Below are 13095 nucleotides of genomic sequence, written 5' to 3' on the forward strand. Positions count from 1 at the left end.
CGCCGCTCAGTCCGCAATGACGACGCGTCCCTGCGTCAGATCCCGCAACGTGACGCGCGCCGCTGCCTCATCCGTCACCGGCAGCCGCACGGTGAGCGTCACGCCTGCATCGTAGCCGGCATCGACCAACGCATAGCCGCCGTCGTCGATCCAGCGGCGGATGCGTGCTTCATCGGCGTAATCGGTGGCCAGGGTGAGGGTGGTGTTGGCGATGCGCTCCACACGTTCGGCTTGCATGAGGGCGGTGGCAATGGCATCCGTGTAAGCGCGCACCAGGCCACCCGCGCCCAGCTTGACGCCGCCGAAGTAGCGCACCACGGCGCCCAGCGTGCCATCGAGGTCGTGATGGCGCAGGACTTCGAGGATGGGGCGGCCCGCGGTGCCAGACGGTTCGCCATCATCGGACATGCCGGATTGCCCACCGGCCAGCAGCGCCCAGCAGACGTGCGTGGCTGCCGGATGCTCAGCGCGTAGACGTGCAACGACCTCCATGGCAGCAGCCCGGTTTTCGACCGGCACGGCCCATCCAATGAAACGGCTCTTCTTGATTTCCAGCTCGACAGAGACTGGCGCGCGCAGCGTATACGTCGGCACGCGCGTGTCAGGCGAGAAGGGCGGCAACGAGGTCCGTCGCGCGGCCGCCCGGTGATTCGAACTTGAGCGAGGCCTCGGTGTGCGCCATGTGTTCTTCCATCAGGGCGATGGCGCCTTCCACGTCGCCACGCTTGGCGGCTTCCAGAAAGGCGGTGTGCTCGTCGGACGAGCGCACGGCGTCGTAGGTGGACTGGTACATCATCGTGATGACCGAGCTGCGCGCGGAGAGCTCGCGCAGCATTTCCTTGAGCACGCTGTTGCCGACCACGTCAGCCAGCAGCAGGTGGAAGTCGGCCATCAGGCGGTTGCGGCGCGGGACGTCGGCGATGCTGCCACTGGCCGCCACCTGGTGTTCTTCGGCCAGATGTTTTTCCAGTCGCTTGTAATCAGCCGGCGTGGCCTTGGCGATGAATTCGCGCACCAGTGCCACTTCCAGCACACGGCGCACGGCAAACACCTCGCGTGCCTCGGTCTCGTCCGGCTTGGCCACAAAGGCGCCACGGTCCGGCTCCATGCGGATCAGCTTGTCCTTGGCCAGCATCAGCAGCGCCGCGCGAATCTTGGTGCGGCTGACGCCGTAGACCTTCGCCAGCGCTTCTTCGCGCAGCTTGGTGCCGGGCGGCAGCCGGTGCGCGACGATCGCCTGGGCGATGTCGTCGGCAATGCCTTCGGAGGAGATGTCGGCGGCGGTGGTTTCGGTCATGGCGCCGATTTTACCGCCGTCCGACGGGACACCGACATCAGGCATGCGGCACGGAGTGCGCTGCGGCCGCAGGTGCGGCATGGCCCTGCGCAATCGCCTCGCCTTCTTCAGTAATGTCGATCTTGCCGTCCAGCACCGCGTTGGCGCGCACGCGGTCGATATCCTTCTCCCACGCGGCAATCACCACCGTGGCCACGCAGTTGCCGATCAGGTTGCCCAGCGCACGGGCAATGCCAATGAACCAGTCGACGGAGAGCACCAGCACCAGCCCAATCGCCGGGATGGCAGGAATGACCGACAGCGTGGCCGCCAGGATCACGATGGCCGAACCCGGAATACCGTGCGCGCCCTTGGACGTCACCAGCGCCACCGCCAGGATCAGCAGCAGGTCATGCATGGACAGTGGCGTGTTGGTGGCCTGGGCGATAAACACCGCGGCCAGCGTCAGGTAGATCGAGAACGCATCAAGGTTGAACGAGTAGCCGGTCGGGATGACCAGCCCCACCACCGAGCGCTTGATGCCCATCTTCTCCAGCTTGTTCATGATGGACGGCAGCACCGCATCGGACGACGCCGTGCCCAGCACCACCAGCAGCTCGGCGCGCAGGAAGCGGATCAGCTTGAAGATGTTGAAGCCCGCCAGGCGCAGGATGGTGCCCAGTACCACCACCACGAAGATCGCCACGGCCGCATAGAACAGCAGCACCAGGAAGCCCAGCTGCTTGAGCGAGCCGGCACCGTACTTGCCCACGGTAAAGGCCACCGCGCCCAGCACGCCCAGCGGCGCCAGGCGGATGATCACCGCCATCATGCGGAACAGCACGTGCGAGAGCTGATCGATGAGCGAGACGAGCGGTTTGGTGCGCTCACCCAGCAGTGACAACGAGCAGCCGAAGAGGATCGACACCAGCAGCACCTGCAGGATGTCGCCCTTCACAAAGCCGCTGACGAACGTATCCGGAATCAGCTTGAGGAAGAAGGCGGCTACGCCGGTCGACTCCACCTGCTTGGCCGTCGTCATGTACGACGCCATGGCTGCCGGGTCGAGCGTCTTCGGGTCCACATTCATGCCGTGGCCCGGCCCGAACAAGTAGGCCAGCGCAATGCCCAGCGCCAGCGCGATCGTCGTGACGATCTCGAAGTAGATGACGGCCTTGCCGCCCACGCGCCCGACCTTCTTCAGCTCGCCGGCGCCGCAGATGCCGACCACCACCACCGAGAACACGATCGGCGCGATCAGCATCTTGATGAGCTTCAGGAAACCGTCGCCGAGCGGCTGCAGTTTCTGTGCAAATTCCGGCGCCCAGACGCCCAGCGCAATACCAATTGCCAGGGCAATCAAAACCTGCCCGAACAACGGGCGCGTAAAGCGTTGCATGGTGAATCCTCCTTTGGATTTCAGGTGTCTCAAGCCCTGCGGATCGTCTATTGCGATTGTCGTCACGGCTTTGTTTCGCTCATTGCATCGCAGCAAATTGTTGTCGCGAATTGTTGGGCGGTGACGGCATCATAGGCGATCCAATTTTTGTATGCAATTTTTGAATTCACATGCTAGCATCGGTTCATGCAGTCCCGCGAACCCTTGTGGTTCCGCCATCTACGCTGCACTTCCGGTAATCCCGTCGCCAGAGTTTCGAGTGTTTTTACTCGCCGTTTTTGTTCGATGGGCCTGCCGTATAACATCCAGAGACAAACACCAAGGAGTTCCCCCATGGCGCTGCCTACGCTCGATCCCAACGCCCCTGATTTCACCCGCCGCTATCCGAACCTGGCCGATCCGCGCCTGGGTGCCGTGGCCACGTTCGCGACCGACGAGTTCTTCGCTCCGAAAGACCGCATGCTCAACCCCGAGCCGGCTGTCTTCATCCCCGGCAAGTACGACGACCACGGCAAGTGGATGGACGGCTGGGAAACGCGCCGTCGCCGCAACGGTGGTTACGACCACTGCATCGTCAAGCTGGCCCGCCCGGGCGTGGTGAAGGGTGTCGATATCGACACCAGCCACTTCACCGGCAACTTCCCGCCGGCTGCATCGATCGAAGCCGCTTACCTGCCGGACGGCGAGCCGACCGACGCCACGCAGTGGACCGAAATCATTCCGTCGACCACCCTGCAGGGCAACAGCCACGCCTACGTGGCCGTGACCAGCACGCAAGCCTTCACGCACCTGCGCGTGAACATCTTCCCGGACGGCGGTATTGCACGCCTGCGCGTGTACGGCCAGCCGCAAGTCGACTGGAAGGGCGCCGACCGCACCAAGCTGATCGACCTGGCCGCCATGGAAAACGGCGCCTACGTGGTCGAAGCCAACAACGAACACTTCGGGCCGGCCTCGCGCATGCTGATGCCGGGCCGTGGCGTGAACATGGGTGACGGCTGGGAAACGCGCCGCCGCCGCGAGCCGGGCAACGACTGGTGCGTGATCGCACTGGCCAACCCGGGCCGCATCCGCAAGATCGAAGTCGATACCGCGCACTTCAAGGGCAACTTTGCTGACCGCGTTTCCATCCAGGCCGCACGCGTGGTGGGTGGTACCGACAGCTCGCTGAAGACGCAAGCCATGTTCTGGCAAACGCTGCTGCCCGAGCAAAAGCTGCAGATGGACTTGCAGCACTACTACGAAGCAGAAATCGCGGACCTGGGTATCGTCACGCACGTGCGTTTCAACATGTTCCCGGACGGTGGCGTGTCGCGTCTGCGTCTGTGGGGAGTTCTGGAATGAGCCAAGACGCCGCCGCACGTATCGCACTGACCATCGAGCCGCTCACGCGCGAAGCCTTCGCGCCGTTCGGCAACGTGATCGAACTGGAAGGGGCCAAGCAGTTCCCCATCAACCAGGGCACGACCATTCGCTTTCATGACCTCGCCAACGTGGACGTGGGCGAGGGCGGCCGGGCGCTGATCAGCCTGTTCCGTGGCCAGCCGCGTACGCTGCCGTTCGAGGTGAAGATGCTGGAGCGCCACCCGCGTGGCAGCCAGGCCTTCATCCCTCAGAACGACAAGCCGTACCTGGTGGTCGTGGCGCCGGCCGGTGAGCTGGACCCGAGCAAGCTGCGCGCGTTCGTCTCGCACGGCTGGCAGGGCGTGAACTACGCACGCGGCGTGTGGCATCACCCGCTGCTGGCACTGGGCGAGGTCAGCGACTTCCTCGTCGTCGACCGCGGTGGCGAAGGCCACAACTGCGACGAGCAGGACTTGCCCGAATCGGTGTGGTTGACCGCTGAGGCGATGCAAGCCGCCAAGTAAGCTGCCGCTGAATCGGTGACAACACTGAGCCCCCGCACAACGGGGGCTCAGTCACATTCAAAACCTACAAGGAGACCATCGACATGACGCAGGCTGAACTCACCAACCCCGGTATCGACGCGGACATCCGCGCGTTTGTCGAAGCTGCACACGCGCAGCAGATCGATTTCCTGCGTGAGCTGGTGAAGGTGCCGTCGGACAATCCGTCCGGCGACTGCGCCCCGCACGCAGCGCGCGCCAAGGCGCTGCTGGAGGCATTGGGCCTGACGGTCGAGGCACACGCCGTGCCGGAGGCGCAAGTGCGCGCCGTCGGCATGGTCAGCGCCACCAACCTGATCGTGCGGCACACGTTCGGCAGCGGCGGCCCTACGGTTGCCATGAACGCGCACGGCGATGTCGTCCCGCCCGGCCTGGGTTGGACGCATGACCCGTACGGCGGCGAGATCGTCGAGACCGAACATGGCCCCACCATGTTTGGCCGCGGCGTGGCAGTTTCCAAATCGGATTTCGCGACCTACACATGGGCACTGCTCGCGCTGATCGACGCCGAGAAGCGTGGGGCCAAGCTCAACGGTACGGTGGAACTGCACTTCACGTACGACGAAGAAACCGGCGGCGACATCGGCCCGAAGTGGCTGCTGGATCAAGGCCTGAGCAAGCCTGACTACGCCATCTCGGCTGGGTTTGCGTATGGCATCACCTCGGCGCACAACGGCTGCCTGCACGTGCAGGTGACGGTGCGTGGCAAGCAGGCGCACGCTGCCATGCCGCACACGGGCATCGACGCCATCGAGGCAGCCACGCACATCCTGCAGGCTGTGTACGCGTATCGCGCGGAACTGGCGACGCGCAAGTCGAGCGTCTCCGGCATTGACCATGCGACGCTCAACGTCGGTTTGATCCAGGGTGGTATCAACACCAACGTCGTGCCGGATCTGGTGACGTTCCGCATTGACCGTCGGATGATTCCCGAAGAGGCAGGGCGTGATGCGGAAGGTGAACTGCGTGCCGTGATTGAGCGTGCTGCCGTTGAGCGGCCGGGGATCGAGGTTTCGGTAGAGCGCATCTTGCTGGCTGCACCGCTGGCTGAATTGCCAGGTGTGCAGACGCTGATTGACGCGTTGCGCCGCAACGCCCAGGCGGTATTTGGTGGCGATGTACCGGTACATGGCGTGCCGCTGTACACCGATGCGCGTCACTACACGGCGCATGGTGTACCGACGGTTTTGTATGGCGCAGGCCCGCGTACGTTGATGGAAGCGCGGGGGCACAACACGGATGAGAACCTGCGGTTGAATGATCTGCGGGGGGCTACGGTTGTGGTTGGTTGCGCTGTGGCGGAGTTGTTGGGCGGTTGATTGCTGTTTGATGTTTTGCTTCTGGGGCCGGCGTTTGTCGGCCCTTTTGCTTTTTGATGTTGGTGGTGCATCCCTGTTTCGTACCCTGTCGGGCACGACTCACTTTTCTTTGTCTTGCCAAAGAAAGTGAGGGGCCTGTCAGTAATTTCGTGTTCAAGGCATAACATGCTCTCAAGGAGACGTTATGCCTCGCAAACCTAAGCCCGAGCCGGCGGACCTGCCGGCGATCCCTGCTGAACTGCTTGAACAATTCGGCAGCGGCCCGATGACGGCCGAAGCCATTAATGCCGCGACACTGGCCCTCAAGAAGGCCCTGATCGAGCGGGCGCTGGGTGGCGAGATGAATCACCATCTCGGCTACCCGCCAGGTGCGGCCAAGCCGGCCACCGTCAGCAACCAGCGCAACGGCACAGGCACCAAGACGGTGCTGACCGAGGACGGCCCGATCCGCATTGCGGTGCCGCGTGACCGTGACGGCAGCTTCGAACCGCTGCTCATTCCCAAACACGAGCGGCGCTTCAAGGGCTTCGACGACAAGATCGTCGCCATGTATGCCCGGGGTATGACCGTGCGTGAGATCCAGGGCTTCCTGCTGGAGCAGTATGCAACGGAAGTCTCCCCCGAGTTCATCAGCTCGGTCACCGATGAGGTGATGACCGAAGTCACCGCATGGCAGGCCCGGCCACTTGATCCCATGTATCCGGTCGTGTTCTTCGACGCGCTGCGGGTCAAGATCCGGGAAGATGCCGTGGTCCGCAACAAGGCCGTCTATCTGGCGCTGGGGGTGCTGCCCGACGGCACGCGCGACATCCTGGGGCTGTGGATCGAAAACACCGAGGGTGCCAAGTTCTGGATGAAGGTGTTCAACGATCTCAAGACGCGCGGAGTGGGCGACATCCTGATCGCCGTAACGGACGGCCTCAAGGGCATGCCCGAAGCGCTGGCAGCCGTGTTCCCGGCAACTACCTTGCAGACCTGCATCGTCCACCTGATCCGCAACAGCCTGGACTATGCGAGCTGGAAGGACCGTCGTGAGTTGGCTGGCGCGATTCGACCGATCTACACAGCCCCTAGCGCAGAGGCCCGCGCAGACCGAACTCGATGCGTTTGCCGGCGGCCCGTGGGGGCAGCGATACCCAACGGTCAGTACCGCCTGGCGCAACGCCTGGGATCGCGTGATTCCGTTCTTTGCGTTCCCACCGGCGGTACGCAAGGTGATCTACACGACGAACGCCATTGAGAACATCAACGCGCAATTACGCAAGATCATCGAGACCCGAGGCCACTTCCCGAGTGACGAGGCCGCGACCAAGCTCATCTGGCTGGCACTGCGCAACATCACGGCGGGGTGGAGCCGTGCCGCTCACGATTGGAAGCAGGCCATGAACCAGTTCGCTATCCTCTACGAGGATCGATTCGCTCGACCATCCGTGTGAATCTCAATCACGCCTTGAACACGGAAATCCTGACACTCCCAAAGTGAGTCAGCCCCGGCAGGGGATGAAACAAGGAGCACACCAACAAAACCCGCCCCGGCAGGGGACGAAACAGCAGCAAACCACCAACATCAAAAACCCACGAATCCCCCTACAACCAACCACGAAACCAGCAACCCGCACAGCTGCGCTTAAGATGGCACCACGTTCCATCAAGCCAGTCCCGAAGCTCATGCAGATCTACCACAACCCCCGCTGCTCCAAATCCCGCACCGCTCTCGAACAAGCCCAAGCCTTCGCAGAAAAGAACGGCGAACAACTCGAAGTCATCGAATACCTGAACACGCCCCCCACGCTGGCCGACCTGAAGAAGCTGGCAGCCCAGCTCAGCACACCGCTGCGCAGTCTCATCCGCGAGAACGAAGATGAGTACGCCCAACTGAACTTGGCCAACGCATCAGACGAAGCCCTGCTCAAGGCCATCGCAGCACACCCGAAGCTGCTGCAACGCCCCGTACTGGTCCGCAATGACAAAGCCACCATCGGCCGCACACCCGAAGCCCTCGACGCGTTCCTGAAGTAATCAACACGCGCCCCAAAAAGTTGAACGGCCTGCCGATTTCCATCGGACAGGCCGTTCAGGGGTGGCCGTATCGCCTTGCGCGAGGGCCGGGGCTGCGTCCGTCAAGACGCGCAAGGGCACCGGATCATTCCAGGCCCATCAATCGGGCCATTTCTGACCCGAATCCAACTGCCAGCAGGGCAACCAGCACCACTGCCAGCGCCACAGCGGTGGAGACCACTGTGACCTTCATCACTTCCGCGTCGTCGCTCTCGTCGCCGCGGGCACGATGCAGATGCGTGTGCGCGCTCAGCGGGATCGCCTTGGCGGTTGCTTTGCGATGCCAGTGCAAGCGCTCCGTCATCGCTCGCAAGTGTTGCGTATCAAACGCGTCACGGGAAAATCGCATCGCGGCACCTCCCGTCGTTAGCTGACAAGCCGACGCCGGCACGCACCGGCGTCGGGGGTACGTGCGGCCCGAAAACGATACGACAAGCAAATGGCGTATGCGAGTGGCTTTGCTTGTCGGCGCCGGGTGGCGCAGTCGTCTGGTCGCCTCGCACAAGCCCAGCGTAGACGCGGGTTTGCGGCGCCGCAAGTTGCGTTGCGTCATGGTGCGCGCATCACGCGGGCAAAACGCAAACGGACAGCGGCTCTTCGCGCAATGCGTGATGTGAGCGGCGCTCAATCCTGAGCAGGTTGCTGGGGTACTGGTTCGGCGGCGCGTTCGGCTTCGCGCTTGCGGAGATCGGCGAGCATGTTGCAGAAGAGGGCGCCTTGCTCCTTCGCGTCATCCAGCGCGACATGCGTGTGCGGCAGCGGGTCGTGCCAGTGCTCGGGGAAGAGCGCTTTGACGTTGCGCCGGTACGGCAGGCCCGTGAGCGCAAAGGCCAGCGTCTTGATGTCGAGCGCGGCCCAGCCAAACGGCGAGCGCCCGGCAAACCGCATCATGTACCAGAACATGTACGTGAAATCGAACCCCGCCGGAAACGCCACGAACACCGGCTTGCCGGGCAGGCTCTCGACCCATTCCACGTAGCGCGGCAAGGCCACTTCAGGCGCTTCGAGATTCTTGCGACATGCAGCCCAGGCCTCGGGCTGCGTTTGCCACCACTGCATCTGGATCGGGTGCCCTTCTGCGCCGGGCAGCGTTTCGAGATTCGCTTCAAAGGTGCCGATGAGCGTCTTGTCGGCCAGGTACGCCGCGCTCGCAAAGCTCAGCATCGAGTGTGGCCCGGGGATGGGCCCATCGGCTTCGATGTCGGTGCTGACGTAGATCTCGGGCCGCGTGTCGGGCGGCAGGTTGCCGCGCTTGCGTCGCGGCTTGTCTGCCGGTGCAGCGGGAGCCGTGTCGGCGAAGATGTCGTCGCTGTCGTTGGTATCGCCGGTGTCGTCGCTCATGACGTGCCTTCGTTGGCAAACAGGCGATCGGCAACGTACGGGTTGGTTGCGCGCTCATCGCCAAAGGTGGAGACCGGCCCGTGGCCCGGCACGAAGGTGACGTCGTCGCCCAACGGCCAGAGCTTGGTGCGGATCGCGTGGATCAGGTCTGCATGGTTGCCGCGCGGGAAATCCGTGCGGCCGATCGAGCCCGCAAACAGCACGTCGCCGACGATGGCGATGCGGTCTTCCGCGCTGAAGAACACCACGTGGCCGGGCGTGTGCCCCGGACAATGGAAAACCTGCAGCGTGCGGCCGGCGGCCTCCACGGTATCGCCATCGTCAAGCCAGCGGTCAGGCACGAAGGCGTTGGCGGGCGGAAAACCGAAGCGCTGGCTCTGCATCGGGAGTTGGTCGATCCAGAACGCTTCGTCCTTGTGCGGGCCTTCGATGGGTACGCCGAGTTGCGTGCGCAGGGCATCGGCAGCGGCGCAGTGGTCGACGTGGCCGTGCGTGAGCAGGATCTTTTCGATGCGCGCGCCGTGCTGCTGGGCGGCTGCCAGGATGCGTTCGATGTCGCCGCCCGGGTCGGTGACGGCAGCAGCACCATCGTCGCCAATCAGCAGCGTGCAGTTCTGTTCAAACGGCGTAACGGGGACGACAACGACTTTCATGTGGTTTTTTGCGCACTTTCATGCGGAAGGTGGATGAGGCAATTGTAACGGCCCAAGCCCGCGCCAGCATTGGGCTGGCGGGGTGCTCTGTTACATCCGGCGGAAAATATTACAAAGTTCATGCAAGATGCCTGCATGATGTGACCGTTTTAATAGGAAATGTAAATAATCGGGGAGAACGTGCGTGTTAGACTCGCGCCCATGCTCAAGCTTTCCCCCTTGTTCTCCAGCCTTCCGGCCGGCCGCACGCTGCGTGCCTGGCTGACGCATGGCACCGCTTTGCTGGTGCTGGCGGGTTGTGCTGCCGTGCCGGGTGAGCCCCCGCTCAACGCCAATGCCGACAAGTCAGCAGCGCCTGCGCTGAAGGTGCCGGACGCGCGCGACAACCCGGATGCCTGGGGCGCACTGTCGTTCCGTGGCGTACCGGATTCCAGCAGCCTCAAGCTCGACGAGAACGCCAATACCGAACCGGGTCTGCGTGCAGACCTTGGCACGTTCGAGCAGCGCGGCGTCGCATCTTGGTATGGCCGCGGGTTCCACGGCCGCCGCACGGCCAGTGGCGAGCGTTTCGATATGAATGCCTTCACGGTGGCGCATCCGTCGCTGCCGCTGCAAAGCTGGGTGCTGGTGCGCAACCTGTCCAACGACCGCGTGGTCGTGGCCAAGGTAACGGACCGTGGCCCTTACCACGGCAAGCGCGTTCTCGACGTGTCGTACGCCGCGGCCAAACGCTTGGATTTCGTCAAGCGTGGTTCAACGCAAGTGGAGATCCGCCGCCTCTCGCGCGCAGAAGTCGAAGCGCTGCGCCCGGAGCTCACGCAGACCGATCTCGCCAGCAATGACGGAGACGCCGACGTCGGCGCCGACGAGCCGGCACCGCCGAAGAAAAAGGCGACCAAGCGCCGCGCGAAGGCGCGTCGTTAATCCTTCCCGTCGTTTTTCAACGCCAGCGCGCTTTGATACAGCGCGTCGACCGGCGCGCCCGTGATCGCCCCGGCCAGCTTGGCGGCGCGCTTGGCGGGCAGTTCGGCCAGCAGCAGGCGCAGCACTTGATCTGCGGCCATTGCCGTCGGGGCCGCGTCCTGCGCGCCCGCACCTTCCACCACCAAGACGAATTCGCCTTTGCCGTGCGAGGCATCGGCGGCCAGCCAAGCAGGTGCTTCGGCGGCAGGCAACACGACGATCTGCTCGAACAGCTTGGTCAACTCGCGACCGATGAGGAGGCGACGTGCAGGCAGATGTTCAGCCAGCGCCGCGAGCGTGGCATCAATGCGATGCGGTGCCTCATACAGAACCCACGCCGGCTCGTGCGCTGCCCATTGACGGATGGCCGCATCGCGCTGCCCGGCCTTGGGCGGCAGGAAACCAACGAAGGTGAATTTCCCGCCCGACGTGTCGAGCAATTCGCCGGCAGCGGACAGCGCCGTCACCACCGCGCTCGCCCCCGGCAGCGGAATCACGCGCTGCCCGGCCGCGCGCACGGCCTCGACAATGCGTGAGCCGGGGTCGGAGACGCCCGGCGTGCCGGCATCGGACACATAGGCGATGCGCTCGCCCTGCGCCAGACGCGCGACGATGCGTGCCGCAGCCTCGCGCTCGTTGTGCTCATGCGCCGCCAGCATCGGCCGCGACAGGCCCAGGCGATTGAGCAGTTGCCCGGTGTTGCGCGTGTCCTCGCAGGCCACCGCATCGACCATGCCGAGCACGTAACGCGCCCGCAGCGACACGTCGGCGGCGTTCCCGATGGGGGTGGCCACCACATATAATGCGCCGGCGGGATAGTGCTGGTCGTGCGCCAGCAGGGTCCAGTCAGGATCACTCACGAGAACTTCTCTTAGTCAGTTGCTTCAAACTGCAAATGCACGCGCCGCAGCCCGTTCCTGTGTCACACGACAACGCTACAACCGGCGAGGCCGGTGAAGACCGCGCGCTGCGCTATCTGCAGGCGCGCGGTTTGTCGGTGGTCACCCGCAATTATCGCTGTAAGGGCGGCGAGATTGATCTGGTGATGCGCGATGCCGCCGGCGCGGTGATCTTTGTGGAGGTGCGCGCCCGCGTGGCGCGGTCCACGCAGCGCTTTGGTGGTGCGGCCGCAAGCGTGACGCCCGCCAAGCAGCGCCGCCTGATCGCCGCGGCGGAAGATTTTCTCGCACGGCAGGCCGATGATGTGCCCGCCTGCCGTTTTGACGTCATCGCCATCGACGGCGCGCGTATCGAATGGATGCGCGATGCCTTTGGCGCTGACACGTAAACCTCGCTCTTCTTTCCGGACTCTCTTCAAGGACAGCATGAAACTCTCGTCGCCTACGTTTGCCAGCGCCCGCCGCATTGTCGTGCTGGCCGCCCTGGCCGGTGTCACCGCCACGCAGTTGACCGCCTGCTTCCCGCTGTTTGCCGGTGCTGTGGCCGGTGGCGTGGCGTTTGCCACCGACCGCCGCCCGACCGCCACCCAGACCATCGACCGCGGCCTGCAGATGGAAGCCGAGAACACGCTGATCGCGCGCTACGACGGCCGTGCCCACGTGAACGTGACGGTCTACAACCGCAAGGTGCTGCTGACCGGCGAAGCCGGTACCGAGGCGACCAAGCAGGAGATTGGCCAATACGCGCAGAAGCTGGAGAACGCACGTGAGGTCGTCAATGAGCTCGTGGTGACGCCAGAGTCGAGCACGTTCGGTTCGCGCACCAACGATACGTACATCACGACCAAGGTGAAGAGCGTGCTGGCCGGCACGGAAGGCGTGCCCTGGAATTCCATCAAGGTGACCACCGAAGCCCAGACCGTCTTCCTGCTGGGCGTGGTGACCGAGGCCGAAGGCAACAAGGCCACCGAGGCCGTACGCACCGTGGGCGGCGTCAACAAGGTCGTGAAGGTGTTCGACTACGTGACCGAAGACGAACGCAAGCGCCTGGACACGAACGCGTCGTCGAGCAATCCGCAGACCGCGCCGGGTACGCCGGCACCGGTGCAGGGCACCCCGACGGCCACGCAGGCACCGGCACCGGTGACCTCGGCATCGCCGGGCGTGACGGTGTCGCCGACCAACACGCCGGCACTGCCGCCGGGCAAGCAACTGCCCTGAGGCCACTCAACGCATCACAAAAAACGCAGCCACCGTGCTGCGTTTTTTGTTGTCCGCGC

The 13095-nt window shown here is 64.0% G+C and carries 14 protein-coding genes and 1 pseudogene; 8 read left to right on the top strand and 7 right to left on the bottom strand.

Going from position 1 to position 13095, the window contains the following annotated elements:
- Positions 1 to 6: 6 nt before the first annotated feature.
- From R2N11_RS09810 to R2N11_RS09820, 3 genes are read right to left on the bottom strand one after another with little or no spacing between them, the layout of a single operon-like run.
- Positions 7 to 594: an IMPACT family protein gene (locus tag R2N11_RS09810; RefSeq protein ID WP_199030652.1), complete on the bottom strand. Its 588-nt coding sequence runs from the start codon at positions 592 to 594 to the stop codon at positions 7 to 9.
- A 7-nt stretch (positions 595 to 601) separates the two neighbouring features.
- A complete protein-coding gene (locus R2N11_RS09815; RefSeq protein WP_316680949.1) occupies positions 602 to 1297 on the bottom strand; it encodes a GntR family transcriptional regulator in 696 nt (231 codons plus the stop codon).
- A gap of 37 nt (positions 1298 to 1334) precedes the next feature.
- Complete coding sequence (locus R2N11_RS09820) at positions 1335 to 2675, bottom strand: C4-dicarboxylate transporter DctA (protein ID WP_316680950.1); 1341 nt, start codon at positions 2673 to 2675, stop codon at positions 1335 to 1337.
- Between the two features lie 333 nt (positions 2676 to 3008).
- Here R2N11_RS09820 and alc point away from each other — a divergent pair, with 333 nt between their 5' ends.
- From alc to arsC, 5 genes and pseudogenes are all read left to right on the top strand, one after another.
- Positions 3009 to 4019: an allantoicase gene (gene alc, locus R2N11_RS09825; RefSeq protein WP_316680952.1), complete on the top strand. Its 1011-nt coding sequence runs from the start codon at positions 3009 to 3011 to the stop codon at positions 4017 to 4019.
- Positions 4016 to 4543, top strand: coding sequence for an ureidoglycolate lyase (locus tag R2N11_RS09830; RefSeq protein WP_316680954.1), 528 nt, complete (start codon positions 4016 to 4018; stop codon positions 4541 to 4543). Before alc ends, R2N11_RS09830 begins: the two co-directional genes overlap by 4 nt.
- Positions 4544 to 4626: 83 nt before the next feature.
- Complete coding sequence (locus tag R2N11_RS09835; protein WP_316680956.1) at positions 4627 to 5901, top strand: M20/M25/M40 family metallo-hydrolase; 1275 nt, start codon at positions 4627 to 4629, stop codon at positions 5899 to 5901.
- A 184-nt stretch (positions 5902 to 6085) separates the two neighbouring features.
- Positions 6086 to 7337, top strand: a pseudogene (locus R2N11_RS09840) (IS256 family transposase).
- Between the two features lie 232 nt (positions 7338 to 7569).
- Entirely contained in the window at positions 7570 to 7920 is a 351-nt protein-coding gene (gene arsC / locus R2N11_RS09845) for an arsenate reductase (glutaredoxin) (RefSeq protein ID WP_316681063.1), read from the top strand.
- 124 nt (positions 7921 to 8044) lie between these two features.
- On the opposite strand, the gene R2N11_RS09850 is transcribed toward arsC, so the two are convergent.
- The 3 genes from R2N11_RS09850 to R2N11_RS09860 form a co-directional block, all read right to left on the bottom strand.
- Positions 8045 to 8308 (bottom strand): hypothetical protein, encoded by a 264-nt coding sequence (locus tag R2N11_RS09850; RefSeq protein ID WP_316680959.1) that lies wholly within the window; start codon positions 8306 to 8308, stop codon positions 8045 to 8047.
- Between the two features lie 275 nt (positions 8309 to 8583).
- Positions 8584 to 9300 carry a 3'-5' exonuclease family protein gene (locus tag R2N11_RS09855; RefSeq protein WP_316680960.1) on the bottom strand — a complete coding sequence of 239 codons (717 nt, stop codon included), beginning with the start codon at positions 9298 to 9300 and terminating at the stop codon, positions 8584 to 8586.
- A complete protein-coding gene (locus R2N11_RS09860) occupies positions 9297 to 9953 on the bottom strand; it encodes an MBL fold metallo-hydrolase (protein ID WP_316680961.1) in 657 nt (218 codons plus the stop codon). Before R2N11_RS09860 ends, R2N11_RS09855 begins: the two co-directional genes overlap by 4 nt.
- A gap of 201 nt (positions 9954 to 10154) precedes the next feature.
- Between R2N11_RS09860 and R2N11_RS09865 the strand changes: the two genes are divergently transcribed.
- Entirely contained in the window at positions 10155 to 10877 is a 723-nt protein-coding gene (locus tag R2N11_RS09865; protein ID WP_316680963.1) for a septal ring lytic transglycosylase RlpA family protein, read from the top strand.
- Here R2N11_RS09865 and rsmI read toward each other — a convergent pair.
- Positions 10874 to 11776 (bottom strand): 16S rRNA (cytidine(1402)-2'-O)-methyltransferase, encoded by a 903-nt coding sequence (gene rsmI / locus R2N11_RS09870; RefSeq protein ID WP_048935616.1) that lies wholly within the window; start codon positions 11774 to 11776, stop codon positions 10874 to 10876. The genes R2N11_RS09865 and rsmI overlap by 4 nt on opposite strands.
- A 35-nt stretch (positions 11777 to 11811) precedes the next feature.
- On the opposite strand from rsmI, the gene R2N11_RS09875 reads away from it, so the two are divergent.
- Positions 11812 to 12204, top strand: coding sequence for a YraN family protein (locus R2N11_RS09875; RefSeq protein ID WP_316680964.1), 393 nt, complete (start codon positions 11812 to 11814; stop codon positions 12202 to 12204).
- A gap of 37 nt (positions 12205 to 12241) precedes the next feature.
- Positions 12242 to 13036, top strand: a complete 795-nt coding sequence (locus R2N11_RS09880; protein WP_316680965.1) for a BON domain-containing protein — start codon at positions 12242 to 12244, stop codon at positions 13034 to 13036.
- Positions 13037 to 13095: the final 59 nt, after the last annotated feature.

The organism is Ralstonia flaminis, assembly GCF_958415495.1.
GTDB classification, from domain to species: Bacteria; Pseudomonadota; Gammaproteobacteria; order Burkholderiales; family Burkholderiaceae; genus Ralstonia; species Ralstonia flaminis.